This is a genomic window from Pseudoalteromonas sp. KAN5, from assembly GCF_022846535.1.
In the GTDB taxonomy this organism is placed as follows: Bacteria; Pseudomonadota; Gammaproteobacteria; order Enterobacterales; family Alteromonadaceae; genus Pseudoalteromonas; species Pseudoalteromonas haloplanktis.
In genome coordinates, this window is sequence record NZ_AP025589.1 from 1,283,037 (window position 1) to 1,300,174 (window position 17,138).

General features: G+C 38.1%; 16 protein-coding genes and 1 pseudogene. 6 read left to right on the forward strand and 11 right to left on the reverse strand.

Annotated elements, in window-relative coordinates:
• Positions 1-2: 2 nt before the first annotated feature.
• Positions 3-977, reverse strand: a complete 975-nt coding sequence (locus KAN5_RS05565; protein ID WP_138555266.1) for a DUF1852 domain-containing protein — start codon at positions 975-977, stop codon at positions 3-5.
• A gap of 559 nt (positions 978-1,536) precedes the next feature.
• Here KAN5_RS05565 and KAN5_RS05570 point away from each other — a divergent pair.
• Positions 1,537-2,346, forward strand: coding sequence for a sulfite exporter TauE/SafE family protein (locus KAN5_RS05570; protein WP_016707194.1), 810 nt, complete (start codon positions 1,537-1,539; stop codon positions 2,344-2,346).
• Positions 2,347-2,411: 65 nt separating this feature from the next.
• On the opposite strand, the gene KAN5_RS05575 is transcribed toward KAN5_RS05570, so the two are convergent.
• Both KAN5_RS05575 and KAN5_RS05580 read right to left on the reverse strand, forming a co-directional pair.
• On the reverse strand, positions 2,412-4,550 hold the full coding sequence (locus tag KAN5_RS05575; protein ID WP_244390675.1) for a methyl-accepting chemotaxis protein: 2,139 nt from the start codon (positions 4,548-4,550) through the stop codon (positions 2,412-2,414).
• Between the two features lie 309 nt (positions 4,551-4,859).
• Positions 4,860-5,276, reverse strand: coding sequence for a VF530 family DNA-binding protein (locus KAN5_RS05580; protein WP_016707192.1), 417 nt, complete (start codon positions 5,274-5,276; stop codon positions 4,860-4,862).
• A 192-nt stretch (positions 5,277-5,468) separates the two neighbouring features.
• Between KAN5_RS05580 and KAN5_RS05585 the strand changes: the two genes are divergently transcribed.
• Entirely contained in the window at positions 5,469-6,035 is a 567-nt protein-coding gene (locus tag KAN5_RS05585; protein ID WP_016707191.1) for a hypothetical protein, read from the forward strand.
• A gap of 48 nt (positions 6,036-6,083) precedes the next feature.
• Here the strand turns inward: KAN5_RS05585 and KAN5_RS05590 are convergent, their stop codons facing one another.
• Positions 6,084-7,076 (reverse strand): MDR family oxidoreductase, encoded by a 993-nt coding sequence (locus KAN5_RS05590; protein WP_244390676.1) that lies wholly within the window; start codon positions 7,074-7,076, stop codon positions 6,084-6,086.
• A 58-nt stretch (positions 7,077-7,134) separates the two neighbouring features.
• Positions 7,135-7,770, reverse strand: a complete 636-nt coding sequence (locus KAN5_RS05595) for a TetR/AcrR family transcriptional regulator (protein ID WP_244390677.1) — start codon at positions 7,768-7,770, stop codon at positions 7,135-7,137.
• A 466-nt stretch (positions 7,771-8,236) separates the two neighbouring features.
• Between KAN5_RS05595 and rmf the strand changes: the two genes are divergently transcribed.
• On the forward strand, positions 8,237-8,407 hold the full coding sequence (gene rmf / locus KAN5_RS05600) for a ribosome modulation factor (protein ID WP_016707188.1): 171 nt from the start codon (positions 8,237-8,239) through the stop codon (positions 8,405-8,407).
• Between the two features lie 69 nt (positions 8,408-8,476).
• Here rmf and fabA read toward each other — a convergent pair whose 3' ends face one another.
• On the reverse strand, positions 8,477-8,992 hold the full coding sequence (gene fabA, locus KAN5_RS05605) for a bifunctional 3-hydroxydecanoyl-ACP dehydratase/trans-2-decenoyl-ACP isomerase (RefSeq protein ID WP_016707187.1): 516 nt from the start codon (positions 8,990-8,992) through the stop codon (positions 8,477-8,479).
• 204 nt (positions 8,993-9,196) lie between these two features.
• On the opposite strand from fabA, the gene KAN5_RS05610 reads away from it, so the two are divergent.
• Genes KAN5_RS05610 through KAN5_RS05620 form a run of 3 tightly spaced genes read left to right on the forward strand, consistent with a single transcriptional unit; the run spans position 9,197 to position 11,299 of the window.
• Positions 9,197-10,054 carry a 6-carboxytetrahydropterin synthase gene (locus KAN5_RS05610; protein ID WP_016707186.1) on the forward strand — a complete coding sequence of 286 codons (858 nt, stop codon included), beginning with the start codon at positions 9,197-9,199 and terminating at the stop codon, positions 10,052-10,054.
• Entirely contained in the window at positions 10,047-10,862 is an 816-nt protein-coding gene (locus tag KAN5_RS05615; RefSeq protein WP_016707185.1) for a M23 family metallopeptidase, read from the forward strand. Before KAN5_RS05610 ends, KAN5_RS05615 begins: the two co-directional genes overlap by 8 nt.
• A 5-nt stretch (positions 10,863-10,867) precedes the next feature.
• Positions 10,868-11,299, forward strand: coding sequence for an acyl-CoA thioesterase (locus KAN5_RS05620; RefSeq protein ID WP_016707184.1), 432 nt, complete (start codon positions 10,868-10,870; stop codon positions 11,297-11,299).
• A gap of 148 nt (positions 11,300-11,447) precedes the next feature.
• Here KAN5_RS05620 and KAN5_RS05625 read toward each other — a convergent pair whose 3' ends face one another.
• From KAN5_RS05625 to KAN5_RS05645, 5 genes and pseudogenes are all read right to left on the reverse strand, one after another.
• Positions 11,448-12,770: a Na+/H+ antiporter NhaC family protein gene (locus KAN5_RS05625; protein ID WP_138555261.1), complete on the reverse strand. Its 1,323-nt coding sequence runs from the start codon at positions 12,768-12,770 to the stop codon at positions 11,448-11,450.
• 2 nt (positions 12,771-12,772) lie between these two features.
• A pseudogene (locus KAN5_RS05630) lies at positions 12,773-14,763 on the reverse strand (DUF3488 and transglutaminase-like domain-containing protein).
• A 1-nt stretch (position 14,764) separates the two neighbouring features.
• The gene (locus KAN5_RS05635; protein WP_244390678.1) at positions 14,765-15,757 is read right to left on the reverse strand and encodes a DUF58 domain-containing protein; all 993 of its coding nucleotides are present in this window, start codon (positions 15,755-15,757) and stop codon (positions 14,765-14,767) included.
• Positions 15,757-16,662 carry a MoxR family ATPase gene (locus KAN5_RS05640; protein WP_244390679.1) on the reverse strand — a complete coding sequence of 302 codons (906 nt, stop codon included), beginning with the start codon at positions 16,660-16,662 and terminating at the stop codon, positions 15,757-15,759. The genes KAN5_RS05635 and KAN5_RS05640 overlap by 1 nt, the downstream gene beginning before the upstream one ends.
• A 25-nt stretch (positions 16,663-16,687) precedes the next feature.
• A complete protein-coding gene (locus KAN5_RS05645; RefSeq protein WP_016707179.1) occupies positions 16,688-17,068 on the reverse strand; it encodes a response regulator in 381 nt (126 codons plus the stop codon).
• Positions 17,069-17,138: the final 70 nt, after the last annotated feature.

Consider the following 17,138-nt stretch of genomic DNA (forward strand, 5'->3'; position numbering starts at 1 on the left):
GCTTAGGCGTAGCTTGCTGAGAATTGCTCAAGCACAGTTTGGTATGGTTTTATAAAATGCTGCTCTGCAAATTTGCCTTGTTCACTTGCTAGTTTGCTTCGCTCTTCGCGGTCATACACAATTTGTGTTAATGAGTGATCTAAGTTCTTTAAATTGGGTTGATAGTATTTACCCGCCACTGCATTGGCATTATAAATTTCTGGACGATAGATTTTTTGAAACGTTTCCATCGTACTGATGGTGCTGACTAACTCAAGGTGAGTGTAATCATTCAATAAATCGCCAACAAAATAAAATGCAAGCGGTGCAACGCTGTTTGCAGGCATAAAATAGCGAACCTGTAAGCCCATCTTTTTAAAGTACTGTTCAGTTAAAGAGCTTTCATTTGGCTGATATTCAACGCCTAATGCCGGGTGATGATTCTCAGTGCGATGATAGGTTTTGTTATCTGACACACTTAAACAAATAACCGGTGGTTTTTTAAAGTGCTGCTTATATACATCAGAGTTAATAAAGTATTTAAATAGTTTGCCGTGCAACTCACCAAAGTTATCAGGGATACTAAAGCTTGATTTCCCTTTATTGTGGGCCTGTAGTAGTACGCTAAAATCGTAATCTCTCACGTAGGAGGAAAAGTTATTGCCAACAATACCTTCAATGCGTTTATTTGTTTGATGATCAACGATATTGGTTTTTAATACTTCAATTGATGGGAAGCTGTCACCACTTCCTGCAATATCCATATCCACAGAAATAATTTCAAGCTCAACAGAATAACGGTCGCCTTTAGGGTTATCCCAATGGGCTAGGGCATTAAAGCGGTTATCAATCATTTTTAAAGCGTTGCGCAAGTTAGCTTGACGATAGCTGCCTCTAGCTAGATTAGCAAAGTTAGTGGTGATACGTGTACTTTGTGCTGGCTGATAGTTTTCATCAAGACAAATGCTTTTAATAGTAAATTTAAAATCTGTATTCATCGTGTTCGAGTATCCATATTTAGTTTAAAACGTGAGCCTTGCTCAATGTTCAAATTCTTTAGCTAGTAAGCTAACTATGAGTAACTCGTTAAACAGAACAACTATTTTCCTAGAGGCGTCATAACACTATGTTGCTCTGTGTAACGTGTAAGCGTTGAGGTATTTATACGTTGATCGGTACATGAAGAAAAACGGTTTAATTTCACCTAAAACATGAGCCATATTCATGGGCATTAAAGTGACTTCTATTTGGTTGTAAATTGTGATCGATATTATCTAAAAACATAAATGCTACATTGGCCATCTAAAGCTCTAGATGTTTAACTTGTATTTATTTCATTTAAAACATGAAGATTATTCAGGGCTTATCTAAGTCAAAAATATAATTGGCCAAGGCTTATATTGATATACTGGCATTTATATAGTGAGTTAGCCGCAATGGCCTGACAGCTTGTTATTATTGTTCAGCAGTAGGGTGATAGCTTCTGTGAAAGCTCACTTAGCCGCTTTATAACTGCTTTCATCTAGGATGATTGCCCTGAAAAAAGAGAATAACGGAATGAATGAATTGCTCGTGTTAGTTGTGTGCTGTGCGTTATTAGGCAGCGGAGTGGGGTTTTTAGCTGGTTTACTAGGTATTGGTGGTGGCTTGGTTATTGTGCCTGTATTGAGCATTATTTTACTTCACTTTAATGTGTTACCCCCAGAGCATGTTGTTCTTGTTGCAATTGCTACTTCATTAGCGTCAATACTTTTCACCTCAACGTCATCGGCAATTGCGCATCATAAAAACGGCAATGTACCTTGGGAGCTTGCCCCTTGGGTAATGACAGGAGTCGCGCTTGGTGCACTAATTAGCGGTTTTTTGGCAGCATTATTACCGGAAAAAACTGTTCGAATTGTGTTTGCAGTTACTGTGGTGCTGATTGCGATTAAAATGTTTTTCAGTAGTAAAGGGAATACAACACAAGAGCGTACACTGCCTAATAAAGGCTTATTAACTATTTTAACAACCCTTACGGGTGGTGTATCTGCAATGATAGGTATTGGCGGTGGCGCGTTGCTCGTGCCTTTATTAACCTTCTTCAGCGTAAATATGAAAAAAGCCATTGGCTGCGCTTCTGCTTGCGGTATCGTGATTGCGTTATTTGGTTCAGTAGGTTACATCAGCTCAGGCATCACGACGTACACACTTGCTGATGGTTTCGCTGGCTTTGTCTATCTACCTGCATTGTTTGGAATTATTTGCACATCTTGGTTTACCGCGCCATTAGGGGCCAAAGCCACTCATTACCTACCAGTGTCATTGATAAAAAAAATCTTCGCTACTTTATTGTTAGCAACCGCTGTGAAAATGATCCTGTATTAATAACAAATCTCTATTTATGCTTGTTACCAGTTTTGATGATAAAACTGGTAACGATAGAAGTTTTATCATTTAGTGGTTACCTCAAAGCGTGCAATAAGGCGCTCGAGTTCAGTTGCACTTCTATCTACCGAACTTGTGCCTAAGCGGACATCATCTAAAGAGGTTTGTAATAGAGAACTTATTTGATTAACTTGACGCGCACTTTGCAATTGTTCTGTGCCTTTTTGGTTTATATCACTTAAGGTCGCTAACATATGATTTAAAGTAACATTAAGCTGTTTATCATCATGTACTATATCTTGCGTAGACAACATATCTTGTTCAACACTTTGCATACTGGCTTGCATTATTTCCACTGACTGTTTGGCACTGTCTTGAATTTTACTAATCAATTGGCTAATTTCAGTGGTTGCTTCTGCAGTTCTGCCAGCAAGATTTCGCACTTCATCGGCAACGACAGCAAAACCTCGACCTTGTTCACCTGCTCGGGCTGCTTCAATAGCCGCGTTTAATGCTAATAAATTTGTTTGATCGGCCACTTGGCTTATCATGCCAACCACAGAGCCAACATTATTCACATGACTATGTAAGCCATTAATTGTTTTTGCTGAGCTATCTATTGATGTGTGTATCCCTTGAGTTTGTTGCCTGATGGTTTGAAAACGCTCAACACTTTGCTTTGCAGCGGCCTCTAAATTATCACGAATATCTTCAACTTCATTGGTAGCTCCTTGGATATTTGCAAGTTGGATCTCTAATCGTTTTAGTAGTTTTTGCGTTTCAGCAAGTACGATGTTGGCATTGTTACTAAATTCATCTTGTTTAGTCACAAGCACAGTTTTGGCTTCGCGTACTTCTTGCGAGACCTTGATCACTTTACCGACCGTCCTATCTAAACTGTCTATAAAACTATTTGTCCAACGTCCTAATTCACCGGTTTCATCATTTGGCAAACGGGAAATGTCTAAACGCTGCTTTAAGTTTCCACCACCTTCTGCGATCCCCCTGATCACATCCGTCATTTTTTGCAAGCGTCGCGCTAAGCGGCTAGGTCCTCGTTTTGCGAATAAGACACTGGATGCAATTAAAGATGCTGCAGCAATACTTAATGAGGTAGACCAGCTGAGTCCGAACACTTCATGACATAGGGGGGCGATACTAGCGACAACTGCATTAATAATAGTATGCAGGGTAACAAGGTTAAAACTAATAGACCGCCCTCGGTAAACTTCTTCTAAATCACCTTCACACATCATTCCCCAGTGATCGTGAGAGCCTGGAAGAGTAAAGGTGATGCCTTTGCCAATAACAGGGATATGTCGATAATCAGAGTAGCCAGGATAGTTTACAAATAAGTTTTGCCCTTGGCGGATTGTTTCTCGAACGCCAGGGTGCAATTGTTTAGTTGCAGGATCGGTAAAGCGCAATTCTAATTCTGTGTGTTCCTTTATTTTTATAACACCCCAGTTTGTTTTAACGCCATCTTTTAAATTATCACCAAGCGAAAATGTTCGGTCTTCAAATCGAGAGCGAGAAAGTGCTGTGCCTGGTGTGATCGAATTATCAAAATTTGCTTTGACCATAAACAAATAGTTATCACCAGAGTCTTGATAAATATGGCCTGCCTCACGTTGAATTAAATCCCCGATCACATCGTTTGGAATTCGTGCACATAAACAAACTTTATGGTTATTGGCTAATTCAATCGGCAAGTAAAACATTAAGGTAACAGCATCATGAAATTTAGATGAGCGTGGGCCTAATGTTTTAGTTAATGGGTCGCTGTATGGGCCATGTAAAAAACGTTCTTTAAATCCAGCTGTAATAGCAGCTTTAGATAAGTTATTTTGTCCAACATGTGCACTATGGCTTGATGCGAGTACGTGCCCTTGTTCATCAATAGTAAATAGTTCTGTAATGTCATTAGATTGCTTTAGTTTATTTACTAAACTAGCACTGTCTAAATTATTCTCGGTTAAGTGAACTTCGTTGGCAATAGTGGTTAAAAAATGCCACTGGCTATTTGTCCAATCAAGTAGCAATTCAAGTCGGGTATTTGCGATGCCTTCAAAGGTATTGCGAATAAATGTTGTTCTATGACGATTTAAATAGCAGGCTATACCTAATGCTATTTTTCCATTGCTGCCAAAGTAGGGTAACCACGACAGTTCTTTATTACTTAAAAACATCGATACAGACTTCACCTATTACTCCTTTATAAATCAGTGCAATAGACGTAAAGCAAGAAGTTGACCATGTATATAAATTAAGTAAAAATTACAGGAAATGCTGCTAATACAACAATTACTATCTTATAAACTTGTTATTTATAGATGATTTATAAATTAATTGGTGAAGATGAAAGTACACTCGCACTATTTTGGTGCTTCGCGTGTATTTCTGCACTGTTACAGAGTAAATAGTATGCATGAAGGGGAGTTTAAAGGGGATTGCAGGAAAGCAGAGACAATGTATAACGTAAGCACTGAGTTGTTCATTGTCTCCGTTGTGTGTTAATTACCCCAAGGGTTACTCGCACTTGAGCGCTGTTTGCGGGTTCGAGCACGATCTTTCGCTTCTTTTTTTGCTTGAATGCGCTTGGCATCACTAAAGCTAAGTTCACAAGGCTCGCCAGGTTTATGATCTTCAGGAATAACACGGTCGCGAGGTGGTAACTGATATTGAACATCATCAGGCTTAGGTAAATTTTTTAGGCGATATAAGTAAAAGTTTTCAACTTTATCTTGTGCCCATTGGGTTTTACGTAAAAATTTAACAGCAGATTTAATATCAGGGTTATTTTTAAAACAGTTTAGCTGTAGATAAGCATGTAACAGTTCCCACCCATATTGATCAACTAACTCTGATACAACTTGCTCAAGTTTTACACCTTGCAATGGGTTATTGCTGAATAAATCTTCATTACTCATGATTACACTCTTTTTCTAAAATCTGTTAAAAGAATTATAATTTTTATCACGCTAATTTGATACAACAAAATACCTAAGTAGTTTGTTTATGCAATTTACATTTGTTTTCTTTATCGGTAATATACCTAGGCTTTGTATAAAGCGCTGGCATGATGCCACAACATTGGATGATGAATTTAAGGAATAATATACATGGGTCTTTTTAATAAAATTAAAACGCAAGCGACAACAATTGGTTCAAATATTAGCGAATCAACATCTAAGTTAAGCTCAGATATGAGCACCTCAATGAAAGAAAATTCAAAATTATCAGCGATCCGCTCGGAAATCACCTCAATCGAAGGACAGTTGAATATAAGCTACCAAGATATTGGTAAAAAGTACGTAGAAAACTTACTAGAAAACCAAGGCCAAAACGTCGAAACAGTTTTGCAAGAAGCGCTGAATCGTATTGAACCTTTGCTTGAGAAAAAAATTGAGCTTGAAGATGAAGCAATTGAAATTGAGAAAAAACTCAAAGATCAAATCATCATTCAAGAGAAAGCTATTTTCCAAAAAGAATATGATCAAGAAAAAGAGAAGCTTGAAAAAGCGGTGAAACTTGATGTAATTTCAGAACAAGAAAAAGAGCAAAAATTAGCTAAAGCACGCTTAAAACTAGATAATTTTGACACTATCCGCAAAGTTAAAAAGCAACATGAAATGGGTTTGATTTCAAAAGAAGAAATGAAAGATAAACTAACAAGTCTAGGTGCTTAGTTATATAACAACTAAAGCTTTTTCTATAAGAAGCTTTAGTTGCTCATTTTACAGCTGACAATTAACCACTACACGGCCACGAATATTACCGGCCATTAGTTCATTAGCAGCGTTAACCACATCGTCTAAGTTAATTTCAGTTGATATTTTATCTAAGTAACTTTGTTCAACCAATTCTCCTAAGCGTTGCCACGCTTGAATTCGGTCAATTTTAGGGCGCATTACACTGTCTATGCCTATTAATGAAATACCACGCAGAATAAAAGGGGCAACGGAAGCGGGGAAATCCATACCTTGTGCTAAACCACATGCAGTAACAACACCGCCATATTTTAAAGAGGCACAAACATTGGCAAGCGTGTGGCTACCGACAGAATCGATGGCTGCAGCAAAGCGTTCTTTAGCAAGCGGTCTACCTGGTGCTGATAACTCTGAGCGGTCAATTACTTGTGAAGCACCAAGTTGTTTTAAATGATCAGTTTGATCTACTCTTCCTGTGGCAGCAACAACGGTATAACCTAATAAATTAAGTAAATACACCGAAAAGCTTCCGACACCACCGTTAGCACCCGTTACTAAAATATCTCCTGAGTCAGGTGTGATCCCTTGTTTTTCAAGGGCAATGATACTGAGCATTGCTGTGTAACCAGCAGTGCCAATTTGCATCGCTTGTTTAGGTGTTAAGGTGGCAGGGAGGGGGATCAGCCATTCATCTTTTAATGACGCTTGCTGAGCAAGGCCTCCCCAGTGTTTTTCGCCGACACCAAAACCGTTCAATAGTACGAGTTGGTCTGTGTTGAACTCACTTGAATGACTCGTTGTGACTTTACCTACTAGATCAATGCCTGGCACCATAGGAAATGAACGCACAACAGGTCCTTTCCCGGTGATCGCTAGGCCATCTTTATAATTTAAGGTGCTATATAAAATATCAACCGTTACATTATGCTCGGGTAATTCGCTGTGGTTAAGTGTTTGTAATGATGCAGAATAAGTATCATCACTATTGGTTATTACAAGCGCTTTAAACTGTGTGTTCATTACGGCTCCTTTTAGACCGATCGTCTTTTAATTGATAAATAAAAAACGCATTGCTTAATTATCTTAGTAATGCGCGTAAAAACATTTCTGTATATAAAATCAAGGGTTGAGTGCTTTTAGTCAGCTTAGCTCGCATTACTGCTCCCTCCCAACCGATCCAGAAAAACTCACTCATTTGCTGTGTATTGACGCTGGTGGCTATAACGCCTTCTCGCTGAGCTTGCTCTAAACAGGTTTGGACAAGTTGTTGCCATGCTTGATAGCTGTTTAGTAGCTTATTTTTAAATTCATCGCTGAGGTGATTGAGCTCTTGATTTAAATTACCAATGAGACAACCTCGATTAAAATCATATTTGTCCATTCCTCGAGCGGCACTTTGGGTAAAATTAATAAGTCGCTCTAACTGAGGAACATCATCTTGTTCTAAGTAGCGGCGAAGCTTAGCAATAAAATAATCATTATAGGCATCGATTACGGCTAAGCCATAGGCATCTTTATTATTAAAGTAGTGGTAAAAAGAGCCTTTTGGCACGCCTACTTTTTTTAATATAGTATCAAGCCCAGTTGCACTGAAGCCAAATTCTGTAAGTGTTTCGACCCCAGTTGAGATAATTAATGCTTTAGTGTCTACATTACTGCGAGCAACTTTTGGTGGACGACCACGACGTGGTGGATTTTGATTATTATTTAGCATAAACACATATTAGACCGATCGTATTTATTTATGCAAGGATTAATTTTTAAACAGTTCATAAAAAGTAGTGCATGTTTTGTCCAAAAGACGATGTTGATGCATGCAATCAAATGAAAAAATAGTTCTAAAATTAAACTGCTTTACTATTAATGAGTTGAAATAAAGTTGTCATAATTACATTTTTTATAGGAACTTCACCTATAAATGGTAGTCACAATTAAGGCAGGAAACTGCGTGTTAATGATTAAATAGTCGTAATTTTTTTGTACAGAAATAGGTCGCACAGCAGTTGGTACGACCACTTTACTTTTTTATATGTTAATTCATTTTTGCATCAGTAGCTTAGTTAAAGTCAATTTATTTAATTGCTTTTGTGATTTGAATTTAACAGTTTTATTAACTATTCATTAATTGTAGATGAAATAAACGCTACAAATATATAAATATAAAAGGTGAGGATTTACCTATGAAGAGACAGAAAAGAGATCGGTTAGAAAGAGCTCATTCTCAAGGTTTTAAAGCAGGTTTGGCGGGTCGGTCTAAAGACCTTTGCCCTTATCAACAAGTAGACCCAAAATCAGAGTGGTTAGGTGGTTGGCGCGAAGCGATAGAAAATCGCAATATGTATAAAACCTAATTTTCATGTTTCGAATTTAAGCAAAAACGCCGCTGTATGAAGCGGCGTTTTTGTAACATTACACTTTAATTAAAATGCACTGGTATCTTGGAATAAGCCAACTTTTAAATCTTTTGCTTCATAGATAACACGGCCATCTACTTCAACCGTACCATCAGCCATACCCATGAATAATTTACGTTTTATCACACGTTTCATTGTTAAACGATAGGTCACTTTTTTAGCTGTTGGTAGAATTTGACCGGTAAATTTAACTTCACCCACCCCTAATGCACGACCAAGACCTGGGCCACCTGACCAACCAAGGAAAAAGCCAACTAATTGCCACATTGCATCTAAACCAAGACAGCCAGGCATTACCGGATCACCTTTAAAGTGACAGTCAAAAAACCATAGATCTGGGTTGATATCTAATTCAGCAATGATTTCACCTTTACCATGCTCACCACCGTCATCAGTGATTGAGATGATACGATCCATCATTAACATATTGTCACTTGGTAGACGACAATTGCCTTCACCAAACATTTCACCTTGACCACACAGGATCAAATCTTCTTTTGTATAGCTATTTTTAGGTTCCATAACACTTATCATCGCTTAGAAATTGCCCCGTACTTTAGCGTACACTTGTACGCTAAACAACTCGGAGCAGTTAAAAAAATAATTTTTTTGCATGAAATTACACCGCTTAGGTGAAGAACATGCTAATTACACGATTTAATCGCGCAATTAGGAGCAAAAATCATTATAATTACTGTGATTTTTTAACCAGTATAAAGGAAGTTTATGATCCTTTTTGTTAACGCACTTACCGTAATTGATTTTTCTTATCTTTGTAACAAACGAGGCGCAGTAGGTGAAAGCTGGATTGTTGATTTAACCTTGCATGGCAAGTTAAATGAAGAGTCTATGGTGCTCGATTTTGGCTTAGTTAAAAAGCAAATTAAAGGGATTATTGACCAATGCATAGATCACAAATTGGCTATTGGTAATAAAATTAATGGCTCTATCGAAAACCATGGTGATTATACAACACTAGATTGTACGTTTGGTGATGACCACCATTTAGCAATGAGTGCGCCTAATCAAGCGTATTGTTTAATTGATGCCGAGGTTGTAAATGAGCAATCAGTGATTGAATTTTTAATCGCGACGATTATGCCGCAGTTACCAAGTAACATTGATAAAATTGAGATTGAATTAAAGCCTGAACACAGTAAGAGCTTTTATTATCACTATAGTCATGGTCTTAAAAAACACGATGGGAATTGCCAACGCATCATTCATGGTCATCGTTCGCAAATTGGTATTGCACTTGATGGCATGGCGATGCCGCGCTTACAAAAACAGTGGGCTGATAAGTGGCAAGATATCTATTTAGCAACTGCTGAAGATCAAGTTTCAACAAGCCAGCTGCAACATATTACTGCAACTGAAAATGACTTTTGTTTTGCGTATACTGCGGCGCAAGGTTATTTTGAGATGGCGATAAGTAAAGCCCGTTGTGATATTTTACCGGTTGATACAACGGTAGAATGTATTGCAGGTTATTTAGCAGAGCAGGTTAAAGCTCAGCACCCTGATAGTGATGTCAAAATTACAGCCTATGAAGGGGTTGCAAAAGGATCGATTTGTTATGCGTAAGTTATTAGCACTGTCGTTCTTTGCCACAGTGAGTTTTTTTACTGATGCAGTTGAATTGCAAGGTCATTTAACGCAAGGTGGCTTAGTTACTGGCAAGATTGAAGGTGTTAAATCAATAAGCTTTAATGGCCAAGCATTAAAAACCACAGAGCAAGGCGAATTTGTTTTTGGTTTTGGTCGTGATGCTGAGTTAACACATAAGTTAACGTGGGTAGATGCCTCTGGCACTGAGCACCAGCAAGCGATTGTAATCACAAAACGTGATTATAAAATTGATAAAATTACCGGTGTAGCAAGTAAGTATGTATCGCCCCCTAAAGAGGTCAGTGAGCGAATTAGCCGCGAAGCTGTTGCTGTAAAAAATGCACGAAAAATTGATTCTGACCTTCGATACTTTTTAGACCCTGTCTATAAACCGGCTGAAGGTCGTATCTCTGGCGTATATGGCAGCCAACGCTACTTTAACGGTGAACCACGTCGTCCACACTTCGGCTTAGATATTGCGAACAAAACCGGCAGCCCTGTGTATGCGCCAGTAAGTGGCACAGTAGTATTTGCCGATAGTGATCTTTATTACTCTGGCGGCACACTAATTTTAGACCACGGGCACAGTGTAACGTCTACATATATACATTTAAGTAAACTCGATGTAAAAGTAGGGGATACCATAAAGCGTGGTGATAAAATTGCCGAGATTGGTGCCACAGGCCGTGTAACAGGGCCGCATTTAGATTGGCGTTTTAACTGGAAAGGCGAACGGCTCGATCCTGCACTTATGATGTTAGACACATTAGCGAACAAAAAGTAGAGAACATGACAACACAAGTAAACCGTGAAGAAATAATTGCTCAACGTATTAAAGATTCAACCACCTCGGTGACTAAAACTGTTTTTCCTGGACGTACAAATCATCACAACACCTTATTTGGTGGCGATGCTTTAGCATGGATGGATGAAGTTGCATTCATTGCAGCAACCCGTTTTTGTCGTAAACCATTGGTAACTATTTCATCAGATAGAGTTGATTTTAAAGAAGCCATTCCTGCTGGTACTTTTGCAGAGTTGATTTCAAAAGTTGTTCACGTAGGCAATACCAGCTTAAGAGTAGATGTAGAAATATTTTTAGAAACCATGCACACAGATGATAAGCACTCAGCAATCACAGGCAGTTTTACGTTTGTTGCGGTTGATGATAACCACAGACCAACGCCTGTTGTTTGCGATAAAATGATCTATGGTTTTTAATTAACAATTATAGAAAAGAAAGCACAGCAATGTGCTTTCTTTTGTAATTAATAAGAACACATCATACTATATTTAATCAAACTTAATACTTAGCTAACGTGGAAAACTAATAATTATTCACCAAGTAGTAGGGCGTTTGCTTAGTGAGTTACAGCACCATGGCTGCAATCCAGCCAAATATGAGCAGTGGAATATTAAAATGGATAAAAGTAGGCACTACCGAATCCCAAATGTGGTCATGTTGACCGTCTGCATTTAATCCAGAGGTTGGGCCAAGTGTTGAATCAGACGCAGGAGAGCCAGCATCCCCTAATGCACCAGCAGTGCCAACCAACGCAGCAGTTGCCATAATTGAAAAGTTCAGCTCTAAACACAAGGGGACAAACAAAGTTGCGATAATTGGCACGGTAGAAAAAGAACTACCAATGCCCATAGTGATCATTAAACCCACTAATAGAATAAGTGCAGCGGCTAAAGGTTTATTACCATCAATCACTAATGCAGCGCTGTGTACTAAGCTAGTTACATCGCCTGTTGCTTTCATCACGGCAGCAAAACCTTGGGCTGAGATCATAATAAAACCAATCATCGCCATCATAGCCACGCCTTTACTGAATACGTCGCTATTTTGCTCCCACTTAACTACACCAAATAAACTAAAGATCATAACCCCAACTAAGCCGCCTAAAATCATAGAGCCACTAACATTTTGAGCAACTAAAGAGGCTAGTACTGCAGTGACTCCAACAAGTAGTACTTTTTTGGGTTGTTCAACTGCAATACTTGTAGCCTGTTCATCTAGTTCGTCTTGGTGATACTCCCGACGTTTTCTATAGCTAATAAATACCGCAATAAGTAAGCCAGCTAACATACCAAAAGCAGGGATGACCATCGCTAATGGTACTTGGCTATTAATAATATCAAGGCCATTATCAACAAGGTTTTTATGTAAAATTGAGTATAAATATATCCCACCAAAGCCATAGGGCAATACCATATAAGATGTTGCTAAGCCAAAGGTTAAAATACATGCAATGGCGCGGCGATCTAATTTTAATTTATTAAATACAATTAGTAACGGCGGGATCAAAATAGGAATAAAGGCAATATGCACAGGCACTAAATTTTGGGATGAGATTGCACAAGCTAAAATAATAAACAGGATGAAGTAACTGAGGCTGGTTTCGCTATTTGCACTGTTATTATTAACTTTTGCCAATAATTTTGCCGCGAGTATCCGGGTCAGTCCAGACTTTGAGATTGCAACTGCAAACGCGCCTAACATCGCATAGCTTAGGGCAATTTCTGCCCCACCAGACAGGCCAGCATTAAATGCATCAAGTGTATCAGTTAAACTTAAACCCGCAGTTAAACCAGCGACTAAAGCACTGAGCGTCATGGCTACAATGACATTAACCCGCGCTAAAGTGAGTCCCAGCATTAATAACACACCGATCACAACTGCATTCATAATTATCTCTTCATCTTTGTTTTAATAGATTTTATCAGATCTTTACTGTGTTTTTTACGATAACTATTAAATACTAACTGTCGATAACGCACATCGGAGTATAACTGTGCAAATTGTTCAATATATATTCGTTTCTCTGGCTGTTTTTGTGCCGCATAGTCTAAAAACTGCAATGGTGTTTGGTTTTGCTTAGCAACAATGCCCTGTTTTTCACACCAATTAACTAGTTTAAGATAGTCTTTGGTCAGAGCATGTTTGGGCTCCGAGGATGTCTTTGGCCACGATAAGTACACAAAATAACAAATAAATGTCATGCACACTGTTGCAATCACAATCAGTGAAATCTGCCACAGTTTCTTGTTGCCAAACAACTTGTTTAACAAGGAGGCCTGTTTTTGCTGATCAAACCCTAACACCCAGCTAGTCCATTGGTAATCAAGGTTTTCAAGTTTGAGTCTAAGCCAATTAAAACCAGCTATATTGCTTAACCTCAATAGACCAAAACTTAAGTTGCTGGTAAATTCATTATTCAGTTGTGTATGCTGTGACAACGAACCATTTAATCGTTCGGGTGAAACCACAGCTGTTGCATCAAAAATCTGCCACCCTTTGTTTTTTATGTACACTTCGACCCAAGCATGTGCATCATATTGATAAACACTAAGATAACTATTTTGCTCATTGTATTCACCGCCTAAATAACCAGAAACAACACGCGCTGGAATGCCAACGCTTCTAAACATAAATGCAGCTGTACTGGCATAATGCCCGCAAAAACCACGTTTATTATTAAATAAAAATTGGTCTAAAGTATTGCTACCAGTAATTGGATCGGGTGTTAAGGTGTAACTGAATCCATTGTTGGCAAAGTACTCATATAAGGCTGAATAAAAAGCATCGTCATCCTTGTTTTGTTGCTCATATAAACGTTTAGCAAACGTTTGTGACTGAAGATTAGTCTCTTTTGCTAAATTTAGTTGGGCATTCTGATACTGTACTGAACGTGATAGAAGCGCTGATTCGAGTGGGTAACTTTGTGTGGTATAACTAATACTACTGGCTAAAAAACGTTTACGAAGTAATAATCCATCACTGGTTGTTTTGACGTCTTTATGTGTTGAGCTCGAAAGTTGTAAACCATACAGCCAAGGTTTAGCGGCTGGCTCTGCAAATATTTGGTAACTAAATAAAGGTTCTGCGCCTAGCTTAGTGGTGTTTTGACCAATCACTTGTTTGGCTTTCAAAATGTCCGATATTAACCAGGTTTTACCATCAAATTCGTCATGTATTATGGCACGCCAGTAGTAGGGGGGAGACGGCCTTTGTTCATCAAACTTTGCTCTAAAAACTAGTTCATCTGAGTTAGATAATTGCGCAATGTCGAATGGGTCAACACTTTCTGATAATCCTGTTTTAGCCAGTTTAGGCCCTGGCAGCTGCCAAAATGCAGGTACTTTTGGTAGCAATAACAGTAAAAAAATCGAAATAGGTAACGCCAACAGCAATAATTTTAAACTACCTTTAACGGCTATTTTTAAGTTATGTTTGGACTCAATTAAAGCCAAAACAGCAAAATTTAGAATGTATAAAAGGCTAATAATCAATGTTGCAAATAAACTTTGAGAAAATAGATAAACAGTAGACAGGCTAAAAAAGCTAAGTAAAGTAATTGTTTGATAGTGTGTTTTTTTGTCGTTGCTTGGAGTAATTTAAATAAGCTCGATAAAATCAGCATCGCCACGAACAACGTAACGGTATCGCTAAAGCCAACATCATAAAACAAAACAATCAAACTCAACCCGGCTAATGTATTTGCTAATAATGCATTAGGCTTATTACGCTTTAATAAGGTAACCGCAAGATTCCAAATACATAAACCCACTAACAGTGTATTAAATGCCAACGGGAGTTCAGTAAAGATAAAACTCAATACTAATATATAAACTATTGATAATGATAAATTAATTGCAGTTAAATTATTAACAACTCTCATGTTAATCCTTGGCTATTTTGGAAAAGCGACTGAGTGCTTCTAAGCAATTTTTACAGTGTTCTTTTCCTTCACTCACCTCGAATGAGATACTTTCTAATTGCAAACCATACGTTGTACCTTGCAAGTATGCTTGGCTGATCAAATAGCTCAATTGCTGAAGTCGAGATTCAGTACTTCCTTGTAACTGATTAAAATCAAAAAATACACTTTGCGCTGAGTAATTAACAAAATCCTTAACCATCAATTGCTGAGTTTTAGCATAATGTTTCCATGACACACGTTTCAAATTCATACCAACTTGATGGGGAGTCAAGCCATCAAACTCATCGCTACCGTGCATATTCTTTTGATCGCCATCATCCATACTGTTTTTATTGTGCTGATGATTCTCTTGTTGTACAGGCTTACGTTGTTGCGGGTAAACAAAAACAGTCTGCGTTAATTGCATGTAGCTCCATGCCGATACTAAACCAAACGGATAGTGACTAATGATTTTTAAGCGCTGCAATGGGTAGGCACCGCGTTGATTCATCGGTAAATCTAAATGTATCAATTGCGAAGTAGGGGTTGTTTCATCAAACGTTGCGAGTATTTTTTTTTCGTAAATAAACTGCAGCGATTGGCATATTGTATCAGTCGAAAGCTCTAACTCTAATTGGGCACACTGTGGGGCATAGTTAGCAATATGCCTTTTGTAAGAAAGCGCTAAACCTCTAACATTGTTATAACCGAGCAATAATGAAAAAATCATTACAACTAGCATCAAATATGCCATCACTAAAATCAAATTATTTTGATAGTTAACAGCCAAGATAAAGTTAAGTATTGTTACGAGTAAAAAGCTACTACCTAGCTTGGAAGGTAAAATATAAATGTTGCTATGCGTTAATGTAAGCTGTTCAGTATTGTGTTTATTTTTAAGTAACAAACTGAAAAGCTTAGCTTTTAGCTGAAAAAATAGTGTAGAGCGGGCAAGGTTGTTATTTTTTCGCATTACAAAGGTACAGTAACATCATTTAATAATTGCTTTAGCTGTTGTGCGCTAACATCATGATTTAAACCCAAGCGGTGCTCTGTTACGCTGGCAAATATGGTTTGAACATCATCGGGAGTGACAAAATCACGACCATCAATAAATGCCCATGCTTGTGCTGCTTTACCTAAAGCAATACTGGCGCGTGGAGACAGCGCATTAGCAAATTGGTTATTCTTACGCGTGTATGAAACAAGCGCCAAGATATAATCAACAACCGGCTCACTTAAAGTAATAGTACTTACTTGTTTTTGTATTTCAATTAATTGTTCGGCGTTAATTCGTACGGGTAGGTGATCATAATCACGATTGTTTTGCCCTAAAATCAATTTCCTTTCAGCTTCTTTCGGTGGAAAACCTAAGCTAATGCGCATAAAAAAACGGTCTAATTGAGACTCTGGTAAAGGATAAGTACCTGATTGGTATAATGGATTTTGAGTAGCGATTACAAAGAATGGACTGGGCAGGGCGTATTTATCACCGTCCATAGTCACTTGGTATTCTTCCATCGCTTCTAATAATGCACTTTGTGTTTTTGGACCCGCACGATTAATTTCATCAGCTAGCACGACTTGGCTAAAAACAGGCCCTTTATGAAATGTAAATTTATGTTCATTGGCATTAAAAATACTCGAACCGAGTATATCTGAAGGTAATAAATCACTGGTAAATTGCACGCGTTGATAGCTTAAACCTAATACTGCCGCGAGTGCATGCGATAAGGTGGTTTTTCCCATACCAGGCAAATCCTCAATGAGTAAATGGCCTTGACTGAATAAGCAAGTTAACGCGAGTTTGATTTGCTGTTGTTTGCCATAAATAACCTGAGATAAATCATCAATGATCGCTTGTACAGTGTGTTGCATAATAACCTTATGGTTTTGATGTGGGCTAAATAAGTTCTAGGCGTTTCATAACCGTATCGACTTTTTTGGCATTAAATGGTTTTGCAATAAAGCCTTTAGCGCCAAGTTCCCATGTATTTTGTACATTCTCAAGGCTATTGTGGCCTGAGCACATGACAACATGGGTGTGTGGGTAATTATCGTTTAGGTACTCAAGAATTTCAGTCCCGTCGGTGTCGGGTAATTCAATATCAAGGAAAATTACATTCGGGGATTTTTCATCAATCAGGCTTTTTGCAGATTCAAAATCGTTACTTTCGAGAATATCTTCAAAACCTAACTCAGTTAAGATTTGATTTAAGTAGTCACGTATATCTTGAACATCGTCAATTATTAGGATTGGTTCTAACGGGCGCACAAATTCCATATTGTTTACTTCTTGTGATACAGCTTAAATTGTATTTTTAATACTATGCTAAGCGATAATGAAGCTCAAG

Coding starts and splice junctions, on each gene's coding strand:
- KAN5_RS05565 (WP_138555266.1), bottom strand. CDS start 977: ATGAATACAGATTTTAAATTTACTATTAAAAGCATTTGTCTTGATGAA.
- KAN5_RS05570 (WP_016707194.1), top strand. CDS start 1,537: ATGAATGAATTGCTCGTGTTAGTTGTGTGCTGTGCGTTATTAGGCAGC.
- KAN5_RS05580 (WP_016707192.1), bottom strand. CDS start 5,276: ATGAGTAATGAAGATTTATTCAGCAATAACCCATTGCAAGGTGTAAAA.
- KAN5_RS05585 (WP_016707191.1), top strand. CDS start 5,469: ATGGGTCTTTTTAATAAAATTAAAACGCAAGCGACAACAATTGGTTCA.
- KAN5_RS05590 (WP_244390676.1), bottom strand. CDS start 7,076: ATGAACACACAGTTTAAAGCGCTTGTAATAACCAATAGTGATGATACT.
- KAN5_RS05595 (WP_244390677.1), bottom strand. CDS start 7,770: ATGCTAAATAATAATCAAAATCCACCACGTCGTGGTCGTCCACCAAAA.
- rmf (WP_016707188.1), top strand. CDS start 8,237: ATGAAGAGACAGAAAAGAGATCGGTTAGAAAGAGCTCATTCTCAAGGT.
- fabA (WP_016707187.1), bottom strand. CDS start 8,992: ATGGAACCTAAAAATAGCTATACAAAAGAAGATTTGATCCTGTGTGGT.
- KAN5_RS05610 (WP_016707186.1), top strand. CDS start 9,197: ATGATCCTTTTTGTTAACGCACTTACCGTAATTGATTTTTCTTATCTT.
- KAN5_RS05615 (WP_016707185.1), top strand. CDS start 10,047: ATGCGTAAGTTATTAGCACTGTCGTTCTTTGCCACAGTGAGTTTTTTT.
- KAN5_RS05620 (WP_016707184.1), top strand. CDS start 10,868: ATGACAACACAAGTAAACCGTGAAGAAATAATTGCTCAACGTATTAAA.
- KAN5_RS05625 (WP_138555261.1), bottom strand. CDS start 12,770: ATGAATGCAGTTGTGATCGGTGTGTTATTAATGCTGGGACTCACTTTA.
- KAN5_RS05635 (WP_244390678.1), bottom strand. CDS start 15,757: ATGCGAAAAAATAACAACCTTGCCCGCTCTACACTATTTTTTCAGCTA.
- KAN5_RS05640 (WP_244390679.1), bottom strand. CDS start 16,662: ATGCAACACACTGTACAAGCGATCATTGATGATTTATCTCAGGTTATT.
- KAN5_RS05645 (WP_016707179.1), bottom strand. CDS start 17,068: ATGGAATTTGTGCGCCCGTTAGAACCAATCCTAATAATTGACGATGTT.